The organism is Rhodospirillaceae bacterium, assembly GCA_002728255.1.
Lineage (GTDB): Bacteria > Pseudomonadota > Alphaproteobacteria > UBA7887 > UBA7887.
In genome coordinates this window covers 1-21,317 of record PBWV01000006.1, presented here as the reverse complement: position 1 = coordinate 21,317, position 21,317 = coordinate 1, and the positions used below count along the sequence as shown (strand labels likewise).

Sequence of the window (21,317 nt, the reverse complement as noted above, 5' to 3'; positions counted from 1 at the left end):
AATGTCCACGCGCCCCCCAAACCAAATTAGCCTAGCTCGCTACCGAACAGTCTGCATGATTATCCTGAATCATTTAAGCAGGGCCCTATTTTACAATATCTGCATACAAAGTCTGGTCCGAAGTTAGCCCTAGCTTAAATCCCTTTACCCGATCGGTTGTTGCAGTTAGCGCCTTCTCCTGGAACACAATAATGAAAGGAGAATCCGCTTGGACTTGACGTTGTATATCTCTATAAGCCTCCTCCCGCATTCTTTGGTCATGAATCAAAAGGGCATCATCCGTATCTTTGGTAAGCTCAGGCATTGTCCAATGGTTTCTCCACGCGAGTGTTTTTTGTTCGGCGTCGTCCGTATTATCGGGGTTGCTTGCAAATGCAGCAGCGTTGGAATGTGGATCAAGGTAGTCAGGGCCCCAATACCCCATATAAATATCATGACGCCGTGCCCGATACTTTGTTAGCACTTGCTTGCCATCAGAAGGGCGAATCTCGAGTTTTATCCCAATTTTCCCTAGGTTCATCTGAAGTGCTTGGGCAATCTGTAAGGCAATGGGATCAGATCTAACATCAACAGAAAAGGTGAGATCCTCACCAAAGCCGGCTCGGTCGAGTAAACTTCTTGCAGTCTCAAGATTCAGTGAAAAGGGCGTTTCCGTCAGAGAACCCATAAAACCCAACGGAAGAAATGCTTGATGCACCCTTGCCCTGCCAGGAAGCAAATGACTGGCTATGCCTTGGTAATCTATTGCTAGCCTCAGCGCCCCACGAATTGAGGGGTCGGCCAACAGAGGGTTACTCTGGTTTAAGGCCAGGTAAAATATTCTAGCCTGGTCGGTCGACCAAGTAACTGTATCCGTCTTTTTCGCCAGAGCAACAATATGATCAGGAGTTAAGTTTCTTGCAATATCTACGTCGCCCCGGCTCAACATTAGACGCTGGGTCGCAGGCTCCCTAATATCACGAATAATAATACGTGTTATCCGTGAACGACTGGTATCCTTTCTGTCTAGCACTAGGTGCTCTCCGACGCCCCATTTGCTCACGCGAAATTCCCCAGATCCAGCAGTATTAGACCGAAGCCAATTAGCTCCCCAGTCTCCATCCTTGAAATGCTCGGATAGAGAGGACTCATCTACTACAGAGGTCACAATAGCACTCAAAATGTTTAAAACCACTGATGGGGAATAAGGTCGATCTACGCCTAGAACGAGTGACTGCTCATCCAATACTTTGATTTTTTGCTCCACATTTCCACGGTGGAGACCTAACTGGTTAAGGATAAAGGCCGGAGTTTTATTCAAGAAAACTGCACGTCGCAGCGAGAACACCACGTCACGAGAAGTGAGAGGCCGACCCCCATCAAACACCGCGCCTTTCCGGATGAAGAATTTATACTCAAGCCCATCATCACTGCGCCACCACTCTTCGACCAAGCCCTTTTTCGGCTCAGAAGGCGTCTCCGGGTTCGCAATGAATAGTCTGTCGTATACATTGGCCAGGATCTCAGTGCTGGAAAACTCGAATGCTTCAGCGGGATCTAAAGTTATTAGATCATCTAGCGCTTTTGCCATCACAATTACATTCTTTGGGGTGGATGCCATACAATTACACCCCAAAACACTTACAAACATAGTGCAAACTAGAAACGACATCCTAATTTTAGGGAACTCAAACTTATTCAACGCATTACTTCCAAAACATTAACCTTGGTGTCCCATTTAGAGGTATCAGCTATAGTATCATTTAGGTCNACAATTCCAACTAAATGCATTTAGATTAGAGCTATAGGTGTGCCGATCTACACACCCTACGAAATGATCGATAAATTGGCGTATTTTGACACAACGAGTNGAAATTCGAACCTTAATCTAATGAATTTTGTATCTGATTACTTACCCCAACATGGCGTTGAGAGCCATATTATCAATGATAATAGCGGCACCAAGGCTAATCTTCTGGTAACAACTCGACCAAAAGTAGCTGGGGGGATAATGCTCTCAGCCAACACGGATATGGTGTCAGTTGACGGCCAATATTGGGACACCAACCCATTCATCGCAACCAGAACCGATGACAGAGCCTATGGCCAGGGAACAACTGACATGAAAAGGTTCTCCACAATTTTCCTTGCCCATCTCCCCAGACTTTGTGCACGCCAAACTTAAACGGCCCATCCATTTAGCTCTTTCTTACGATGAACAAGTTNGCTATTTCGGTGTANCCACCCTACAGCACCCTCCATATCGGCTTGATAAAAGCTTGTACTTTTGATTCGGAGGCACGTGCGCTCCCCAGCGATGATATTATAACCTTGGTTCTGATGCCCCTAGCGCAATTTATACTGCCGAAGTGACGCCTCAAATGAAAGCAGTGTCTAAAGCCGCCACCTTGCAAACCACAGTTTTTGGAAAACTCCCTGGGCTTGCCCCCCAAATCTGACACCGGCCTAGAGGATCTCTTCTGTTAGCTCACTGGCTACAATTTCGAACCGGATTCAATTGCATTTGCCACTGAAGGAGGGTTGTTCCAAGGACAAAACTTGCCGACTTTAATCTGTATGCCAGGAACCATTCTTCAAGCTCATAAACCCAACAAATACATAGAATTGTCTCAGATTCAAGTATGTGAGCAATTCATCGGGCGACTACTCAATCACTTAAGTTAATGGCAAAGCCACCTAAAGGTTCTGACGACCTTCAGTTACGAGTCTAGCTGTTTCCGAATCTATTTGATCTGACAATTCAGCAAGAAACTCCTTCTTCGATAACCCTTGGCGAACAGCTGGAAGAAAGTGCACAACAATTTTTCCTTTGTGCTTAATAAACTTATTCCGACCCCACACGAGCCCCGAATTGAGAGCAACTGGGTGAACAGGGACATTCAATTGGCCATACAAAGCTGCAATTCCTGCCTGGTATGGTTTACTAGCGTCAACCTCCACTCTTGTCCCTTGCGGAAAGACCACTACTTGCCGCTCTTCAGCCATGGCCTTTTGAGCCTGCCTTAACAGCACTTTGAGCGCAACCATGCCGGCGCCACGATTAACGGAAATTTGCCGGTTCCTGGCAATATACCAGCCAAATATTGGGATATAAGAAAGCTCTCTTTTTAAGACAAAGCAAGGATCCGATAATATACCTAAGAGTCCTATAGTCTCCCACGCAGATTGGTGCTTAGCAGCAATTACACAAGCCCCCGAAGGCACCTCTCCCCTCACCTCAATCGATACCCCCAAGGAAATCCAGAGCCATTTTCTAAGCAAAATGGCCCATGCTCTGCCGCACCACCGGAGCGCCACAGGCCCAATCAATAACGCAGGAGACCACACAACCATGAGAACAAAAGTCCCCACAAAAAAGCCGACATTAAAAATAGAGCTTCGAACCAAAGCAAGCAGTCCCTCAAATCCTATAATTTGAACAAGTGTCTTAAAGTTGAAGCCAGAAATTTAGCATACTCCCCCATGAGCAACCCGGTAGTACCCGGCCAACGCCACCAATCATTAAGATGAACATTCTCAGGGAAAACCGGATAAGGAATAATTTCCGTATCTGTCATCTGGCGATCAAACTCGCCCAAACTTCGGGGCATATGGTAACTCGCGGTTACCAGGTAAAAGCTTTGGAAACCCCGCCGCCTCATCCAGCCCGCAGTCTCCACAGCATTCTCTAACGTATTCTGGGCTCCATATCCCACTTCAACAGACCCCAGCAACGCTTCTTCCCGGGAAGTTTCCAGCTTGAATAAATCTCTCGCTGTAAGGCCCTTATTCACCCCACTTACAAACATAGCAGATGCCCGACCATCCTTGAGTAAATCAAATCCGATTTCTAGGCGCATGCTGCCGCCTGTCAACACGACTACCGCATCGGTTACTGATGCGCGGCTTTGCACCTCCCTTGGGACATCACTTACAAAAACCAAAAAGCCCACAATCCACATCACCACCACCAAAGAAAAGCTCCAACAAACCAAGCACCTTAAGGAAGTGAGACATTGCACTACCACGCTCACCAGCGCGGCTTTTTCAGAAGTGTTAATTCACGACCGATAATTGTCGGCGTCAATATCCAAGTTAGAAGTGGCCCACCAGCAAAGCCCATTATAACGAGGAATAATAGGAAAAAATTAGAACTAGACAGCATTAACTCATTAATCCCAAGATCAGAGGAAACCAGTAGGATAAACAATATCGTACCTAGCATCCCTATTGACCCTATACAGCCTCCAATTATCGCTGGCCTAAGCATATTAAATCTAAACTCCTGGATCAAAATAGAATTAGTAGCACCCAGGAGCCGAAGTATGTTAACTAGCTCACGATTCAAAAATATATACATTTGGGCAACTAACAAAACCACGGCACTCAAAAGTAACGCCAACATCGCAGAACACACGAGCCCACGAATTATAACTGCCCAAAAACTTTGCACTTGTTGGCCAACCTGTAAGTTCATAAGGACACGGCCCTGGACCTCTTTTATGGCCGCCTGTAGTTCCTGCCCATCCAACTCACTCCTACCATCTGTGGTTATTTCTACCAAGATAGGAAAGAAAGCGAGCTCGCTCAACACTTCTTCCGAGAGCCACGGCTCCACCAAATCGTGAAGCTCTCTTTCCGATAAGATACTTACCTCCGCAACCCCAACGATATAATCTAACGACGTTATAAATTTCTCAATATCTTCTGGCGCCGATTCACGAGGAAGTTGAGCAATCACGGGTGCAGAGTTCAACTCATTTACTGTCGCATGAGTGCCGGCCAAAAGGGTGGTTGCAACAGCGCCGAGAAGCGAAAGATACACCCCAAAAGCGAATGCCCAACAAAGCAAATATTCTCTTTTTGAGTCTCCAAGCAACAGACCTTGACCAATGTTCACTTTACCGCAACTTCAGTATGAATTGCACTAGAAGACAGCCCAGCTCCCTCAATCTGCTGCAATCGCCCATTCTCTATGAATAATTGGGAAGAACACGCATACTGGGAAATAAGCCAGTCATCAGTTGTCGCAATAACCACGGCTGTTCCCAGAGCACAGAGTTCTGCAAAAAACTGCAACACTGAAGCTTTTTGTCTAGCGTCCAGTGATGCTGTTGGCTCATCAGCCAGCACCAAATCAGGGCGGCAAACAAGCGCACGGGCTATTGCTAGCAATCGCCTTTCCCCTGCAGATAATGAGTCTACTGCTTTAGCCCCGGTGATCCCGGGACCCAGCCATTCTAGAAGTTCTGAGATGGGTTCTTCTAGTTCTTTTCCCTGGGCCCCGCCTATGAGCAGAGGCAAAGCCAAATTTTCTCTGGCTGTAAGGTGCCGCAACAACCTAAGCTCTTGAAACACTATTCCAATACGGGGGCGAGTTTCATTTCTCCCTTCGCCTATCCCAGATAGTAATTCAGAACCGAAAACCTTAATCCTTCCAGTCCAAAATTCGCAATCGCCTCCCATAAGTTGCAATAAGGTAGTCTTGCCACAACCGCTGGCTCCTGTAACAAAATTTAAGGATCCCTTTTCAAGGACAAAATTCAAATCATGNAAAAGCTTNATTCCGTTTTCCAGAGTTAAACCAACATTTCTAAAATTGACTACGCTCACTTTGATCCTAATCCATTAATCGAACACACCCCTAATCCGCGCCGGCACAGCCAAACTAGAGNTCCATCATACCTTGCCCAATCCACTCCGAGCTTGCCGCTCTATAAGAATAGGTCCACTTGCCTATGCTACCATCATGGTTTACCCCATATGCTAACAATTATATAAAGTTGAGTAACTAATTTCCATGATCGTAAGTTGTCCATCATGTTGCACCCGGTTTTTATTTAAGCGATCAGCCTTTTCCAGGACAACCAAAAGGCAGGCTAAATGCATAAAATGCGCAACTCTTTTCATTATTGGGCCNCTTCCGCCTTTAATCCATAACTCAAGAGCCAAAGATCTCAAATCCCCGGCAAGCCAGCATGAACGGTCAACCCCGAAGCCCAACGCGACAGGAACCTGGTCAAATAAGTCTAAAAGAGTAGCAGGGGCGCTTGCCGGCCTTCTCACTCTTGCTTTGTTGCTCACGGGAGGTTATTTCCTTGAAGGCTCTATAGTTCAAACATCGCTGAAGCTCTCCCCATCTCTTCCTGAATTAGGAAATGTCGCCGTTTTAGAAATTCAAAATTTGGAACTAGGTTGGGAAACTAATAGAAATATTACTCAACTGTCGGTAAAAGGAGAACTCTTAAACCCCTCCAACAAAATGGCAGAGCCTACGGGCTTAATAATCACTCTACTAGACGAGAATGATCTGCCGGTACTTCTTTGGGACTATGAACTCCCCACGAAGGTAATTGATCCAGGACAACAAGTTAAGTTTGAAACTTCCGCTGACGATCCCCCTGGAAAGGCTGTGTCAGTTTGGATACGCGTTAAATAACACCAGCACTTTATAGATTATAGAGACAAGACTGCCCCATATTCTTTATCTAGTACCAGTGCAATAGCCGTTCAATGTACTCTCTCTCCTTTTGAGACCGTCCAGCGTCACCCGCCCGACGATATAATTCATCAAGTATAACTCTACTCTGNTGCACCTCAGACATCTGGGGAACATCAACAAATCCTCTGGGACTCCCCAGAATATCCTGGTTCTCTCTGCCAAACGGATCACGTCCTGATTCCGCTGTTTGCTGACCATTATTTTGGCTGGGCGCGGCGGCCCCAGACTCCCCTGACCTGGATCCCTTCAAAAGGGCGACACCCTGCCTTAATTGATGCAAGGCCTTTGTCTGAGCCCTCACCGCACGATCGGGTCTTTCTCTTCTAAGTGCCTCACTAGCATCACGCATATGCTTTTCGGCGCGCGCCAACTCCGTCGGCACTCTCTCCCCTGCTAGACCCTCGCCACGNAGGATATCAGACAGATCCTCTCTTATTCGATCCTGCCGATCCATGGGTTGCTCAGGCCTGGCTTGGCCAGCCAACTCACCAGAGATTGGATCATTCCCCGATTCGGCGCTAGTACCCTCACCCGGGCCCGCGCCAGGGCTATTTTGGCTGCTTGTTCGACCATCCTGTTCTTCCCCTACTTGCTGTTCGGCCTGGTCGCTCAAACTAGGCGGAGTCATGCTAGCTGCCATATCACCTTGCTGCCCCTCGCCACTAGTCTGGGTCCCCGCAGCCGAATTCTGATCTGGAATTTGAGGCTCCCGCGACTGCTGTACAGAATTACTCTGTCTAGATGCAGTCGGGGCCGGTTGACCCCCAGACAGGTCATCCATCCGCTCAATTTCATCATCTCTCATGCCAGGCGGCTCGTGCCCAGCAGCCACTTCCTCGGAGGACAGCTCAGCTCCTGTTTGCCCAACATCCCGCGCAGGATCCACAGATTCTAATTCGGAAACATCACTCGGGTCATCCCGCATCTGACTAAAGGTCTCGTTAAGGAGGGCATCCTGCCTCCCCATGAGATCTTCCAACGCTGCTATATCNTCTGCATCCGCCGCCTGTTCGTCGGCACTCTCACCGCTGGCATTTTGCCCTGCCAAATTCTCTATCGTCTCCTGCAATTGATCAAGCATGGTCTGAGCAGCCTCTCTTGAACCCGTAAGAGCAAGGTCCTCAACCGAGCGAGCCATATCCTGCAATAGCTGATTCCCGACCGCGTCTCCAGAGGGGGGGTCCACTGGAATTCCGGCGTCTCGCATAGCCTGATCAGTAGGAGTGCCGGCACCCTCTTCCGGGTCACCGAATAACTCACGCTCGATCTCCACTAACGACCTTGCCGAAGCCCCATCCCGTCTATCATCCAAATGCTCTAAAAAGTCTGTCAAAGCACTCTGCAGGTTCTGGGAGAGTTCCAATATTTCTTCATTAGGTGCGTTATGATCTAATGCGCGACGTAGCGCCGCCTCAGCCTCCCGCAGAGCCCTTTCCAGGCCTGCGCGAGCTCCATCCTCCGCCCGAACAGCCGCTTCCCAAAGCAAATCTATTATCTCAGACGACGAGTTTTCATCGCCTTCAAATTCAAGCCTCACAGCGGCTACCCCCAGCGCCTCCCTCACAAAACCTGGATCCTGCAGAGACGCGAGTTGCGNTTTTATCTCTTCAAGCTCCGATCTAGTTTCAGGAGGATCAGCCAAGCCCTGAGCATAACGCCTACGCAAATTAATTATGGATTGAGCTAACGGGTGGCGGAATTCACGCACAGGCAGCTGGAACTCAATGGGCCCACTTTTCCCCACTCCTCCCCGAGCATCCTTGCCGAAAAGTTCAATGCTGGCTGGGGAGCCTGCCCAGGGATGGGAGGCTATGTCATAAAAGCCTACTTCCTCAAAGAAAGCGAGCGAGCCACTTGGAATATCTAGACTTAACTTTACCGAGCTGAATCTCCCATCAATTGATGACACCTCAGCAAAAATCTCCTCAACACCATAGTCGTCCTCCCCTCTGTAAGTAAGCTTCAGAGAAGCACGAGCGGTTGCTTCAGGGGGGTTGATAAAACTGACAACCGGGATCATATCCATTTCAACAAAGATGTTCCAATCGCCATGCTTGTGAGCTCCTTGTTTTATGGTCAGATTACCAGAAGCCAGCAACTCATGCTCTATGCTGTAATTATCTTTGTCAGCCACCTCAAATTTCTGATCCACTAGGGCAGGGGTATCGTCTTTCTCTGAATCAACTTGATAGCCTAATGTGGGAATGAGTCCACCTCCATACACGCGGCCAACAAATGTGCTCCCCTCAGCGATAACCATTTGCCGCCCATTCTCAGCAGAAGAAAACAAGCCATCGCTGTCAGCCAAAAAGACGGGGGCTCTATTAGTGTACTTGGGTGGGCTAATCCAGGCCACAAGATCCCCNGGCGGGGGCTCTTGGAAATACGGCAAATCCACCTTATGCGCCGCAGTAAGCCGAGCAGAAGCGTCATCCCCCGCAACTAAAAATGCCAACATCGTAAACGCAGACAACGTCAATACCAGGCCAAAGGGGTCCCTGCTCGAGGCACCCATAGGAGGCCACACTGCCTCTAACCCCTTGACCGCACCCGTGCTACGACTTAGGTGCGCCTTCCACAACAAATTTGTACGCTGGGACGATCNTGGCCTACCTGCAGGANGGTCCAACAAAGTCATAATGGGTCGATGAGGCAGTTTATTTCGCACCTCCAAGCGCCGCACGCTTTCCGACACATTTGGGATTTTGATTACCCTCGCCAAGCTTATGGCTGGGATTATTACCGAAAGACAAAATGGTATTACCAATACAAGATGCAACCATCCCTCAACTAGTTGCCACAAACCAAATAGCGATACCATAAAGAAACTTAAGACTGTTGAAAAAAGCACCAAAAGGTGGCCCCAACATTTTTCAAGAAACAAACCCGCTCCGCTAAGATAAACTAACAGACGAACACGGCCCCACGAACCACCCAATTTATTTAGATCTCGCCAACAAAGGTCGCTCGTAGCCCTACTCATTTGACAACATTACTCCCTTTTTTAGATCCTTAGCGAACACGTGTTTTACAACAATCGAGCTAGGTTCCCGTCCACAGCAAAGACTGGGGGCCTTAGTATTTTATTTTATCGTGGAAGTGCTACCTATACCTACAATTATGTTTCATTATCATGAAGATATCCAATCAGGAATATGGTCGTGGCCGATTAAAACATCTAGATCCTGACGCGGCCGGATCACAGAGCTCCTTGTTTCATGAACCAAAACTTCTGCGGCTATTGGTCTAGTATTATATGACGACGCCATGACGGACCCGTACGCTCCGACGGAGCGTATAACAAGCAAGTCTCCCGGTGCCAAGTGGGGCAAATTTCTTCGCCGTCCCAGCACGTCCCCGCTTTCGCAGACAGGACCCACTATGTCCACCACCTGCCTCCGAGAACTTTCCAAGTTCTCAACCACAGGCTCAATAGAGTGCCAGGCTTCATAAAGANCGGGTCTCAGCAAATCGTTCATGGCCGCATCTACAACCACAAAGCGGTGATCCCCGTCTCCCTTTACTTCAATCACCTGACACAGGAGTNTCCCGGAATCTGCTACCACGGCCCTGCCTGGTTCTATAATAATTTGGCAGCCGAAGGGTCCAAAAACTTCCCTGATAAGTTCTGCGTAAGCGACCACTGACGGCGGATTCTCTTCCTCATAACAAACCCCTAATCCCCCACCCAGATCAGCCTGAGTTATCTGATGCCCTGAGCCTCTCAACTCCTTCAAAAGATCAGCCAGTCGATAAAAAGCGACCCTAAATGGGCTTAGTTCAGTTAACTGGGAACCAATATGCAGGTCAACGCCAACAACCTCTAGCCCGGGTAAAATTTCTGCCATTTTATAGAGCGAAGAGACCTCGCCAATGGGAACACCAAATTTATCTGCTCTACGACCCGTGGAAATTTTATCATGGGTCCCGGCATCTACATCAGGATTAACGCGGATCGCAACCCTCGCAGAAGTCCCAACCCTTCCAGCGACATCAGAAAGCAATCGCAACTGGCTCTCGGACTCTACATTAAACTGTTGCACACCTGCCCGCAAACCAGCTTCCAGCTCCTCTCCTTTCTTACCCACTCCCGAAAAAACTATCCGGTTGCCGGGGATCCCGGCAAGCAATGCACGCTTAAGCTCACCCTGGGAGACAACATCTGCCCCCGCCCCGAGACCCGCCAAAGCTGCAATTACCGCCTGGTTAGAATTGGCCTTGACCGAATATGCTATCAACGCCTGTTGGTTCTTAAAGGCATCGGCGAACCGTTTGAAGCCACTTCTAATCCCCGAGAGCGAGTAAACGTAAGTCGGCGTCCCACACTGTTCGGCTATCCGCACCAAGGACACGGACTCCGCGTGTAAAATTCCATCTCTATACCGAAAACTAGTATCACCCATCAGCTATTGTCCAACCGCTCAACACCGTCTTCGTTAGGCACCATAGGGGGGCCTTTCTTGCCACAACCAACAGCTAATAGCATTATCAGGAATAGAGCGAGAAGACCCCTAGTTTTCCCAAAACTGCCCATCGAACTCACAGGTACTTAACCTTCGCTCTACTCAGGGCCTCAGACACTTTTCCGGGAGCCGTCCCACCATGGCTGGTTCGGCTTGCAACAGATTTGTCCAAAGATAATACTTCAAAAACTGTTTCGTCTATCCGTGGATCAAAGCCTTGTAGATCTTCAAGAGATAGATCCTTTAGATCACAATCCCGAGCTTCAGCCATTTTTACTATTCCACCCGCTATGTTATAGGCATCCCTAAAGGCCACGCCCAGAACTCTAACAAGCCAATCGGCCAAATCGGTGGCCGTCAAATAGCCTGTATTGGCAAGCTCCCGCATGCGGCCCTTACTAACTTCCAACCCATCGACGANACCAGTCATAACCCTCAGACATAAAAGAAGGCTGTCTAGAGAGTCGAAGGTAGGTTCCTTATCTTCTTGCAGATCCTTTGCGTAGGCTAACGGCAGACCTTTAATTAAAGTAAGCACTGTTAATAGGGCCGACATCATACGCCCACTTTTACCACGAACCAGTTCCGCTGCATCTGGATTCCTTTTCTGTGGCATAATCGAAGAGCCAGTAGAAAACGCTTCGGGAAACTTCACAAACCCAAACGCAGGACTAGACCACAACACTAATTCCTCAGATAAGCGAGATAGATGGGCCGCCGATATAGCTGCCATCGCTAGAGATTCAGCGACAAAGTCACGGTCTGACACTGAATCAACAGAATTTGCGGTGGGCCTATCAAAACCTAGCGCTTTCGCTGTGACGTTCCTCTCAATCGGGAACGACGTGCCAGCCAAGGCTGCGGCGCCAAGCGGACACTCGTTCATGCGATGCCTTGCATCAGCTAACCTACCCCGATCCCGCCCGAACATCTCAACATATGCCAGCAAATGGTGTGCAAAGACTATAGGTTGAGCCGGCTGAGAATGGGTAAAACCCGGCATTATGGTACCCAAGTGACTTTCGGCCAACTTTAGAAGGGACCCTTGCAAGTCCTTTAATGCTGTGTCCGTTATATCAAGAGTGTCCCGAACCCAGAGCCGAAAGTCCGTGGCCACCTGATCATTCCTAGACCGTGCCGTGTGAAGTTTTTTTCCAGCTTCTCCCACGATTTCAGTTAATCGTGCCTCAACGTGCATATGTATGTCTTCCAGAACCGGGTCAATTGCCAGCGCTCCGCTCTCGAATTCTCGCAACACCTGCTCTAAACCGTCTTCGATAACGTGGCCATCCTCCTCTGACAATATCCCTTGAGCAACGAGCATGCCGCAATGGGCTTTAGAAGCCCTTATATCTTGCTCATACAAGCGTTGATCAAACGATATAGAGGCATTAATTTGATCCATGATATCCTTTGTGCCGCCCTTGAAATGGCGCCGCAATAACCCTACTTTCTTATTTTCTTCCAACTGTTTAGATGGCATGATTTATTACTCTATAAGTGTCATATCTAGATCTACGCCTCGACGCTAATGCCTCACTGGGCTAAAATGCGGCAGACTACATTACTTGTGCTCCTATTAATATTTATAGCAGCTATTGTTGCTTTTTGGGTCACCCAATCAAGCCCCACCAGCAATTTTACCCAATCAGAGCAGCCCCCCACAGCCCTCCAAAAGTTACATTGGCACCCATCTCCAACAAAAGTTCCACCCATCACATTCAAAGGCAAGGACAGCGAAGACATCAGTTTGAACCACTTTTTGGGAACACCCGTATTGCTAAATCTCTGGGCCACCTGGTGCGCCCCTTGTGTAGCTGAAATGCCAGCACTCGATCAGTTACAGGCAAGCCTGCCTGAAGCCTCTCTCACCATTATTGCACTAAGTCTAGATCGCGAAGGGTTGGCAGAAATTGAGCCGTTTTGGAAAAAAACACAACTCACAAGCCTTAAGATATACTTTGACACAACAATGGGTGCTGGACAAACATTAAGTGCTCGCGGACTTCCAACAACCCTCCTAATAAATCGCGAAGGTCAGGAGGTGGCCAGAATAGAAGGGCCTGCGGAATGGGCCAACCCAGAGGTAATAAGGTACTTTCGAGAAATTACGGACCGTCTCTAGAGACACGACCGCAAAGCACTACAACTGGCGTCCGAAAAATTCAATCCGCCCCCCAAGTTCTTCATGGTCATTAGCTACCTCAAGGTCAGGGTGGCTCTCGACGACTACCTCCGGCGGTCTAAAAAGAAGGCCAACATCTGCATGCTGTAACATTGAGATATCATTGTAGGAATCGCCAGCCGCGATAACCGAAAGATTCATCTTCTTAAACGCATCCACAGCATGGAACTTGGGATCTTCCTGCCTTAGCTCATACCCAGTGATTACATCTTCGGACAGAGTTAATCGATGACATAGCAAAGTAGGCCAACCTAAAGGCTCCATGAGTGGCATAGCAAGCTCGTAAAATGTGTCTGACAAAATAACAATCTGAAATTGTTTTCTTAGGCGCTTAATCATACCTACTGCCCCATCCAATGGGGACATATCTGCCACCACCTCTGTCAAAGCATTCATTCCAAGATTATGCTTTCTAAGAACGGCTAACCGATGTCGCATCAGATCATCATAGTCAGGGTTCTCGCGGGTAGTGACTTTTAATTCCTCTATCCCCGTTTTCTCTGCTAACCCCAACCAAATCTCAGGGATTAATACCCCTTCTAAATCTAAACAAACCAATTTCACGAGTAACCCTTCCTGTTATATTTGGCCCACTCAATGTCTGACCGAATGCCATCTGTAATATGTAACGTTGTTGATAAAAACACCAGCCCTCCATCCCTTAATAAGCTAAGAAAATCNGTCAACAAGACCAGGAAATAGGTTTGGTATATGACAAAGCTAACCGTAACTTTTTAGGGGAGGGTCACACGCCCACCGGAGGCCACATAACATTGACCAGTAATAAAGCTTGCTCTCTCAGACAAAAGGAAGGCAGTAAGCTCTGCGATCTCATCAGGCTGACCCAAACGTTTCATGGGAGTAGCCTCTGCAATAGCACTCCGTTGCTCTGCCGACATTACTTGAATCATATCTGTCTCTATCAAACCTGGAGCTATTGAATTTATTCGCACCGCAGGAGCCCAACCCTCCGCGACGTTCCTTGCAAGCGCGATCACCGCCGCCTTGGAGACCCCGTAGGCAGCTTGGCTAGCGCGCGGTCTTAGCCCAGCAATAGAAGCAATGCAAACCACTCTCCCAAAGCCGCGGGATCTCATCCCCTTACCAACCTCCATTAAGGGAAGATACGTGCCATCAACATTTACCTCCATCATCCTTTTGAAAGCCTCAAAATGCATCTCATTAGGCGATTCCATCTCCGCTATCCCAGCATTGGTTACCAAAAAATCGATGGGACCCAGTCTACTCTCTGTGTCTCGGACCATACGCGTCACCTCGTCAGGCTTACCAACATCCGCCTGTATAACAATGCCCTCACTGCCCATATCCTCAACATCAGCCAATGTAGCCTCGGCGGCCCTTTGATTGCCTTGGTAGTTTACAGAAATTCTGGCGCCCTCTGAGGCCAAACGATGACAGATAGCTCTACCTATCCCGCGAGATCCACCCGTGACAAGGACAACCTTGCCCTCAAATTCCTTTGCGCTCATCTCAACCCTCCTTAGAAATACAACCACACCATTAACGTCAACGCCACTAGGGCCTATTATAACCTTCATCAATACAGTGCCGGTCAAAAGGCCAGCAGATGTTACAATTACAATGATTTTCAGTGTAACATACTTCCATCGTATTTTTTGCTTACCAAGCGGGTCATCATGAAGAAGCAAATTCAAGTTGGAAATATTCAGGTTAACCGAATTATCGAAACAGAGGCTCCCGATTGGGCTCCCTTAACGTTCTTCCCAGATTTGACGAAAGAGATGCTCGAATCACAACTAAATTGGCTGCAGCCTCGCTTTATTGATCCAGCTAGTGGGAACCTTATATTCACTACCCAAAGCTACCTTTTGCAAACGACACACCACAATATCCTAATCGATTCTTGTGTGGGCGAGCAGAAAACAAGAAAGTATAGTCCTGAGTGGAACCTCAAAAGTAATACGGGTTACCTCGCTAAACTGTCAGCAACTGGGCTATCACCTGATTCGATCGATTATGTATTGTGCACTCATTTGCACCCTGATCACGTCGGGTGGAACACCAAATTAATTGACGGAAGATGGGTCCCAACTTTTCCTAACGCAAAATACCTGTTTTCGAAAACTGAGCATGCGTTTTGGAAAGCAAAGTCCTCTAAACACCCAACAAAATATGACGACGGCTGTTACCAAGATAGCATCTTACCAATCGAAGAAGCTGAGCAAGCCCTAATAGTTGATGACACCCATAGCTTAAACGACGAGATTTCTCTTGCACCATCCCCGGGTCACACCCCTGGGCACACTATCGTTAAGCTAAGATCCAATGGCGCCCAAGCCGTTTTTTCCGGGGACCTGATGCATAGCGTGCTACAATGTGTCTATCCGGACTTGGTGTCACAAGCATGCTTTAACAAAGATCTCGCCCGCGCAACCAGAAAAGCGTTCCTCCAATCAGCTTGTGAATCTCAGACACAAGTATTTACTGCCCATTTTCCATCTCCCTCGACTGGATATATTAGCCGTTCAGAGGAAGCTTACAGTTTCGTGTACGCTGACTAGCAAAGAAACCTTGGCGGTAAGAGCTGAAATATAGGGCATTCCAGGGATTCCAACAAAACAGGGGATTAGCTCCTGCTCAAAAATCCAAAATAACAACTTCCTTCTAGCCACGTGTTCCGTTACTCTGGGGGCCGTTTTTTTGGCAGCATCTTTGGCGAAGAGTAGATTTCGACATAGATGACCTAGACGCCAAGTACTTAAACGGCCTAAAAGGCCAAGAAGGGAAATAGCTGCTGAGCCTCTGCCATCTAAAAAAGTAGTCAGAAAATAATATTGGGATGAGCCCAAAGAACCTATAAGCACTTTGCAGGAACATGATAGGCAATGAATTATAAGTCACCGAACTCAATTGAGGAAGCCACAGCTCTATTAGTAGCTGCTAATGGCAATGCCCGTATTTTGGCGGGTGGAACCGATTTGTTAGTTCAGATTCGCGGAGGATTTGCGGATCCAGACCTAATAATCGATGTTAAAAACATTCCAGAACTGCGGGCAATAACGTCCGGAAGTGATGGAATTCAGATAGGCGCTGCCGTGAGTGGTGCGGAACTTGGAGAACACCCCATCGTTTCAAAAGTTTGGCCCGGCGTGGTAGAGGCGACAGAACTGATTGGCTCCACACAAATTCAAGGCCGCGCCTCTCTGGGTGGAAACTTGTGCAACGCNTCTCCCGCCGCTGACACGGTCCCAGCCCTTGTTGCNGCAGGAGCNACTTGCCGNGTGGCGGGCGCCAAAGGGGAACGAACGGTTCCTGTAGAAGAAATTACGACGGGGCCTGGCAGCACCTCTCTCGGGAATGACGAATTCGTTGTGGATTTCAGCTTCCCGGCAAGGCCAGAGCNCTCTGGTGATGCATACCTGAGATTTATTCCGCGAACCGAAATGGACATCGCGGTTGTTGGTGCCGGGGTGAGCCTTACATTAGCAGAAGATGGTTCGTGCAAAGCCGCTAGAGTTTCCCTGGGCGCCGTCGCTCCAACTGTAGTGGTGCTAGAAGACGGAGCCAATGCGCTGATTGGGACCAAGCTAGATGAGGATGCTCTGGGTAAGCTGGACATCGCTGCACGAGCAGCGTGTAATCCTATTGATGATAAACGCGGCACTGTGGAGTTTAGAACCGATGTGGCCGGTGTACTTGCAAAACGGGCAGCATTAATTGCGAAAGAACGTGCGGAGGCTAACTAATGGCAAGACAACATATAACTACGGAAATTAACGGTGAACCTCAGGACTTTCTTTGCGATACGGAGGAAACTCTACTGGACGTGTTGCGAGATGAGTTTCAACTAACCGGAACGAAAGAAGGATGTTCTTCAGGCGATTGTGGTGCGTGTAGCGTTATGGTGGATGACCGACTCGTATGCTCCTGTTTAGTATTAGGCGTAGAAGCACAGGACAAGAAAATCGAGACGATTGAAGGCATGGCTGAGGGCGACAACCTTCACCCGTTGCAGACAAAATTTCTGGAGGAAGCGGCTCTTCAATGCGGGTTTTGTACCCCCGGTTTTTTGGTAGCCGCTAAAGCCCTGCTGGATAAAAATACCAATCCAACAGAAACAGAAGTGCGGTTCTGGTTAGCTGGAAACTTGTGCAGGTGCACGGGTTACGACAAAATTGTAAGAGCGGTAATGGATGTAGCAGCCGACATGAGAGGGTCTTAAGAAATGACAACTGAAAAGCAAGAATTTAAATGGGTCGGAACTCGACCAGTACGCCCCGACGGAATGGATAAAGTCACCGGCCGCGCTAAATTTGGGGCGGACCTCCACTTGCCCGGCATGTTAGTAGGAAAGGTCCTACGGTCGCCCCACGCTCATGCCAGGATTATATCGATCGANAGTAGCGCAGCNGAAAAACTNCCAGGCGTGAAGGCCGTTGTGTCAGGCGANGACTTTCCACCTGTGCCTCCNGTCGTATGGGANGCCTCTGGGGAGACCCCAGTAAACTTNCGTGACCTAGCAAGAAANGTCATGGCNAGAGACAAGGCATTNTACGATGGCCANGCNGTAGCGGCNGTCGCCGCAACNTCTGCNGTCATCGCAGAAAAAGCATTGGCCCTTATTAAAGTCGAGTATGAGGTTCTACCCCATGTGATTGACGTAGCCGAAGCGATGAAGCCTGACGCGCCAGTGCTCCATGANGACATGTTCACTGACGGAGTTTCGCCGACCCCAGACAANCCTTCAAATATTGCTAAAAAAATGGAATTTGTTTTAGGAGATATCGAGAAGGGCTTTGAGGAAGCGGACATTATAGTCGAAAGAGATTTTGCGACGAAGCCAGTCCATCAAGGCTATATCGAACCTCACGCCTGTGTGGCAGATGTATCCGAAGACGGCAAAATTTTTATTCACTGCAGTAGCCAGGGCCAATTTATGGTGCGCCAATTTACGGCGCGGACATTAGACGTCGATATCTCCAAAATTTCTGTTAACCCTGCAGAAATTGGAGGTGGGTTTGGTGGAAAGACAACTGTGTACCTGGAGCCAACTGCCGCACTTCTGTCGCGCAAGACCGGAAAGCCTGTCAAAATGGTGATGAGCCGCACCGAGGTCTTTAGGGCTAGTGGCCCAACATCGGGCGGAATAGTGAAGGTCAAGGTCGGCGCAAAAAAAGATGGCACCTTAGTCGCAGGACAAGCCGATTTAGCTTATCAGGCTGGTGCCTTCGCNGGCTCCCCAATTGGCCCGGGTTGCATGTGTGCTTTTGCACCTTACGATATTAAAAACGTTCACGTCGTAGGCTACGATGTAGTTACAAATCGGCCTAAAGTTGCCGCGTACCGAGCCCCTGGCGCACCTATCTCTGAGTATGGGGTAGAGTGTGTAATAGATGAAATTGCTACTAAAATTGGCATGGATCCTCTTGGGATGCGGGAACACAATGCAGCTCGACAGGGTACTAAAGCTGCCTATGGACCAACATTTGGGCCTATCGGCTTTGCGGACACCCTGGAAGCCGCTAAATCGCATCCGCACTATTCTGCCCCCTTAGGTAAAAACCAAGGGCGCGGAGTAGCGTCTGGATTCTGGTTTAATATCGGCGGAGACTCCACAGCTAGCGTTCACATTAATGAGGACGGGACGGCTTCCGTAATGGAGGGCAACCCAGATATTGGCGGTAGCCGGGCCTCTATGGCGCTAATGGCCGCCGAAGTTTTAGGGATCGATTATGAGAAAATCCGTGTGACTATCGGAGATACTAGCTCGGTCGGCTATAACTTTCTAACCGGCGGCAGCCGTGTCACGTTTGCTAGCGGAAAAGCTGTTGTAGAGGCCGCTAAAGGAGCTGTGGCTGAATTGTGTAACCGCGCCGCAAAGATCTGGGAGATTGATCCAGATGCTGTCGAATGGGTAGACGGTGAAGCCCGACCAGCCGGGGATAACGCAGGAAAGTTTGACCCTCTTCCCCTCAGCACTCTCGCCGGAATGGCAGGTAAAACTGGTGGTCCGATTGGAGGACACGCTTCCCTTAACGTAAAAGGTGCAGGACCAGGTTTTGGGACCCACATTTGCGATGTTGAAGTAGATGAAGAAACGGGGCGAGTGTCTGTTGTTCGCTACACGGCCGTTCAGGACGTGGGCCGCGCAATTCACCCAAGCTACGTGGAGGGACAACTCCAAGGCGGTGTCGCTCAAGGTGTAGGTTGGGCNCTAAACGAGGAATATATCTATGACAAGGATGGACGATTAGACAATCCAGGGTTTCTTGACTACCGGGTTCCCGTTGCCTCTGACTTGCCAATGATTGATACGGTCTTGGTCGAGGTTCCCAACCCTAACCATCCATTTGGGGTGAGGGGGGTAGGCGAGGTTCCGATCATTCCTCCCATGGCGGCTGTCGCAAATGCCGTGTCNTCGGCACTAGGCGGCACTCGTATGATGGAACTCCCCATGTCGCCACCGAAGGTGCTAGCAACACTCAGGAATGGGAATGGAAAGGCCGACTAAAAATATGGCTAAAGTGGTAATTCCCGCCGGTCTAAGCAAACAATATACCGGCGGGAAAGCCGAATTTGACATAGATGCAGCGACTGTCCGCTCAGTCATTGAAAAGTTGGAAAGCCAATACCCAGGTATTGGGAAGGCAATAGAAATAGAAATGGCCGTGGCCGTGGACGGGGAAATCTATCATGACCCTCTCCTAGAAGCTGTTGNTCCAGACAGTGAGGTCTATTTCTTGCCCCGGATTGGGGGTGGCTAGAAGTGCTCCCATCCCCACCCGACCCATTTATCAAGTAACCTCCACTGGACTGGATGACCTAAGCGCCGTTCAGTTTTTTGTCCAGCCAGCATACAGTTGATAGCTAGTACTGGAGAGATAGCCCGCATCTATGGGCAAAATGCTACCCGTAATAGCCTGGGCCGCCGAAGAACAGAGAAAGTATATTCCATCTGCAATTTCCGATGGCTCAACCATTCTTTGTAAGGCGCTTTGCTCTTTCATTTTACCCTCATCCCGAAAGCCTTGGTCAATCCTCAATTGCATTTGCTCGCTTCGAACATAACCTGGGAGCACCGCATTGACACGAATACCATTCGGGCCCAAATCTGCCGAAAGTATTTTGGTTAATTGATCAATTGCTGTCTTACTCGGAGAGTAGGCAAGAAGGGGAAAAACTCTCACGGCAGACGTGGACGAGATATTAACAATCGCACCTTCACCTAACTCGATCATATCTGGAACAAACTTACGGCAACACATGAAGGTACCTCGGTAGTTGACAGCCCAAATCCTGTCATGTTCCTCAATATCCAGATCCACTAATCTAGTTGGGTTTTGAAGTATTCCGGCAGAATTCACGAGCACTGATGCTGCACCGCACCGGTCACGCACCCGTCTCACCAACTCGGAAATGGATTCATCGTTGGAAACATCTACGTGTTCAAAAAAAGATGTTCCCCCATTCTGGGATATCTCATCCACTACACCCATACCTCCCGCCTCATTAACATCCGCTACAACTACAGAATCGCCCTCTTGGGCGAACCGCAGCGCCGTAGCCCGGCCAATTCCGCTACCTCCACCAGTAACCACTACAACTCGGCCTGAGTCCATGAGTCGCATTCCTCCCCTTGCACGCTATTGAAAATTTTCCTTGGACAAGACATCTGCGTCGCAGTCAGCAAGCATCCGATCTAGACCACATAGTGAAAGTTTCAGCTAGTAAGATGGATCAGGCCACATCAAAGATACCTAGTGATGTGGCCTGTTTCCTCCTAAAACATTCAGATAGTTCGCTCCTACGCAGCGTCCTCGAAACTAATCTTCCCGGGTTGAGAGAGAACTTCCATGCGACTATCTCCTTGCAAATCCTTCAAGATGGGCTCAGAGACCTCAATCTCCCCAAGACTTAGGGTATTACGAATTCGCACAATCCGTGCATCCTCAGGCTCAACACCTATCAGAGTCTTAACTGCCAAGCGCACCGCGTCCTCAGCCGTTTTCATAGGAATGGGCACCCGTGCGCCTTCCAAAGCCGTTGCCGTCACCATATTCGCATAGGTTGAAGCAAAATCTACGCGCCGTAACAGCCGATGGGTAATGACATGGGCGGAGCCGATGCCCGCTGCGTTCCCATGAGTCTTTTCGGTAAGATCAAGAATTACAATTTTCTTCACCCGAGGAACTTCAAATCCCGGGGT

22 protein-coding genes are annotated in these 21,317 nt (G+C 48.9%); 8 read left to right on the top strand and 14 right to left on the bottom strand.

Features of this window, described 5'->3' with window-relative positions; genetic code table 11:
- Positions 1-85: 85 nt before the first annotated feature.
- Positions 86-1,681, bottom strand: coding sequence for an ABC transporter substrate-binding protein (locus CMM32_01735; GenBank protein ID MBT05628.1), 1,596 nt, complete (start codon positions 1,679-1,681; stop codon positions 86-88).
- 132 nt (positions 1,682-1,813) lie between these two features.
- Between CMM32_01735 and CMM32_01730 the strand changes: the two genes are divergently transcribed.
- Positions 1,814-2,164 (top strand): hypothetical protein, encoded by a 351-nt coding sequence (locus tag CMM32_01730; GenBank protein MBT05627.1) that lies wholly within the window; start codon positions 1,814-1,816, stop codon positions 2,162-2,164.
- 512 nt (positions 2,165-2,676) lie between these two features.
- Here the strand turns inward: CMM32_01730 and CMM32_01725 are convergent.
- The 5 genes from CMM32_01725 to CMM32_01705 all read right to left on the bottom strand — a co-directional run bounded on the left by CMM32_01725 (position 2,677) and on the right by CMM32_01705 (position 6,045).
- Positions 2,677-3,387: a 1-acyl-sn-glycerol-3-phosphate acyltransferase gene (locus tag CMM32_01725; protein MBT05626.1), complete on the bottom strand. Its 711-nt coding sequence runs from the start codon at positions 3,385-3,387 to the stop codon at positions 2,677-2,679.
- A 20-nt stretch (positions 3,388-3,407) separates the two neighbouring features.
- Positions 3,408-3,941 (bottom strand): hypothetical protein, encoded by a 534-nt coding sequence (locus tag CMM32_01720; GenBank protein MBT05625.1) that lies wholly within the window; start codon positions 3,939-3,941, stop codon positions 3,408-3,410.
- 68 nt (positions 3,942-4,009) lie between these two features.
- Positions 4,010-4,879, bottom strand: a complete 870-nt coding sequence (locus CMM32_01715; protein ID MBT05624.1) for a hypothetical protein — start codon at positions 4,877-4,879, stop codon at positions 4,010-4,012.
- Positions 4,876-5,604 carry a cell division ATP-binding protein FtsE gene (locus CMM32_01710; GenBank protein MBT05623.1) on the bottom strand — a complete coding sequence of 243 codons (729 nt, stop codon included), beginning with the start codon at positions 5,602-5,604 and terminating at the stop codon, positions 4,876-4,878. The genes CMM32_01715 and CMM32_01710 overlap by 4 nt, the downstream gene beginning before the upstream one ends.
- 141 nt (positions 5,605-5,745) lie before the next feature.
- On the bottom strand, positions 5,746-6,045 hold the full coding sequence (locus CMM32_01705; GenBank protein ID MBT05622.1) for a hypothetical protein: 300 nt from the start codon (positions 6,043-6,045) through the stop codon (positions 5,746-5,748).
- 7 nt (positions 6,046-6,052) lie between these two features.
- On the opposite strand from CMM32_01705, the gene CMM32_01700 reads away from it, so the two are divergent.
- The gene (locus CMM32_01700) at positions 6,053-6,418 is read left to right on the top strand and encodes a hypothetical protein (GenBank protein ID MBT05621.1); all 366 of its coding nucleotides are present in this window, start codon (positions 6,053-6,055) and stop codon (positions 6,416-6,418) included.
- 49 nt (positions 6,419-6,467) lie between these two features.
- On the opposite strand, the gene CMM32_01695 is transcribed toward CMM32_01700, so the two are convergent.
- The 3 genes from CMM32_01695 to argH all read right to left on the bottom strand — a co-directional run bounded on the left by CMM32_01695 (position 6,468) and on the right by argH (position 12,427).
- Positions 6,468-9,464, bottom strand: a complete 2,997-nt coding sequence (locus CMM32_01695; protein MBT05620.1) for a hypothetical protein — start codon at positions 9,462-9,464, stop codon at positions 6,468-6,470.
- Between the two features lie 148 nt (positions 9,465-9,612).
- Positions 9,613-10,884, bottom strand: a complete 1,272-nt coding sequence (lysA, locus tag CMM32_01690) for a diaminopimelate decarboxylase (protein MBT05619.1) — start codon at positions 10,882-10,884, stop codon at positions 9,613-9,615.
- Between the two features lie 136 nt (positions 10,885-11,020).
- The gene (gene argH, locus CMM32_01685; GenBank protein MBT05618.1) at positions 11,021-12,427 is read right to left on the bottom strand and encodes an argininosuccinate lyase; all 1,407 of its coding nucleotides are present in this window, start codon (positions 12,425-12,427) and stop codon (positions 11,021-11,023) included.
- Between the two features lie 48 nt (positions 12,428-12,475).
- Here argH and CMM32_01680 point away from each other — a divergent pair, with 48 nt between their 5' ends.
- A complete protein-coding gene (locus CMM32_01680; protein ID MBT05617.1) occupies positions 12,476-13,069 on the top strand; it encodes a thiol:disulfide interchange protein in 594 nt (197 codons plus the stop codon).
- 18 nt (positions 13,070-13,087) lie between these two features.
- On the opposite strand, the gene CMM32_01675 is transcribed toward CMM32_01680, so the two are convergent.
- Both CMM32_01675 and CMM32_01670 read right to left on the bottom strand, forming a co-directional pair.
- Positions 13,088-13,693: a bifunctional phosphoserine phosphatase/homoserine phosphotransferase ThrH gene (locus CMM32_01675; protein ID MBT05616.1), complete on the bottom strand. Its 606-nt coding sequence runs from the start codon at positions 13,691-13,693 to the stop codon at positions 13,088-13,090.
- A gap of 170 nt (positions 13,694-13,863) precedes the next feature.
- Positions 13,864-14,805 carry a beta-ketoacyl-ACP reductase gene (locus CMM32_01670; protein ID MBT05615.1) on the bottom strand — a complete coding sequence of 314 codons (942 nt, stop codon included), beginning with the start codon at positions 14,803-14,805 and terminating at the stop codon, positions 13,864-13,866.
- Here CMM32_01670 and CMM32_01665 point away from each other — a divergent pair.
- Positions 14,788-15,672, top strand: coding sequence for an MBL fold metallo-hydrolase (locus CMM32_01665; protein MBT05614.1), 885 nt, complete (start codon positions 14,788-14,790; stop codon positions 15,670-15,672). The genes CMM32_01670 and CMM32_01665 overlap by 18 nt on opposite strands.
- On the opposite strand, the gene CMM32_01660 is transcribed toward CMM32_01665, so the two are convergent.
- Positions 15,637-15,975 (bottom strand): hypothetical protein, encoded by a 339-nt coding sequence (locus tag CMM32_01660; protein ID MBT05613.1) that lies wholly within the window; start codon positions 15,973-15,975, stop codon positions 15,637-15,639. The genes CMM32_01665 and CMM32_01660 overlap by 36 nt on opposite strands.
- A 21-nt stretch (positions 15,976-15,996) precedes the next feature.
- Here CMM32_01660 and CMM32_01655 point away from each other — a divergent pair, with 21 nt between their 5' ends.
- From CMM32_01655 to CMM32_01640, 4 genes are all read left to right on the top strand, one after another.
- Positions 15,997-16,857 carry an oxidoreductase gene (locus CMM32_01655; protein ID MBT05612.1) on the top strand — a complete coding sequence of 287 codons (861 nt, stop codon included), beginning with the start codon at positions 15,997-15,999 and terminating at the stop codon, positions 16,855-16,857.
- A complete protein-coding gene (locus CMM32_01650) occupies positions 16,857-17,333 on the top strand; it encodes a ferredoxin (protein MBT05611.1) in 477 nt (158 codons plus the stop codon). Before CMM32_01655 ends, CMM32_01650 begins: the two co-directional genes overlap by 1 nt.
- A gap of 3 nt (positions 17,334-17,336) precedes the next feature.
- The gene (locus tag CMM32_01645) at positions 17,337-19,622 is read left to right on the top strand and encodes an oxidoreductase (protein MBT05610.1); all 2,286 of its coding nucleotides are present in this window, start codon (positions 17,337-17,339) and stop codon (positions 19,620-19,622) included.
- A complete protein-coding gene (locus CMM32_01640; GenBank protein ID MBT05609.1) occupies positions 19,600-19,875 on the top strand; it encodes a molybdopterin synthase sulfur carrier subunit in 276 nt (91 codons plus the stop codon). The genes CMM32_01645 and CMM32_01640 overlap by 23 nt, the downstream gene beginning before the upstream one ends.
- A gap of 69 nt (positions 19,876-19,944) precedes the next feature.
- Here CMM32_01640 and CMM32_01635 read toward each other — a convergent pair whose 3' ends face one another.
- A complete protein-coding gene (locus CMM32_01635) occupies positions 19,945-20,739 on the bottom strand; it encodes a short-chain dehydrogenase (protein MBT05608.1) in 795 nt (264 codons plus the stop codon).
- A gap of 176 nt (positions 20,740-20,915) precedes the next feature.
- Positions 20,916-21,317: hypothetical protein (locus tag CMM32_01630; GenBank protein ID MBT05607.1), on the bottom strand; the 402-nt coding region annotated here is incomplete at its 5' end.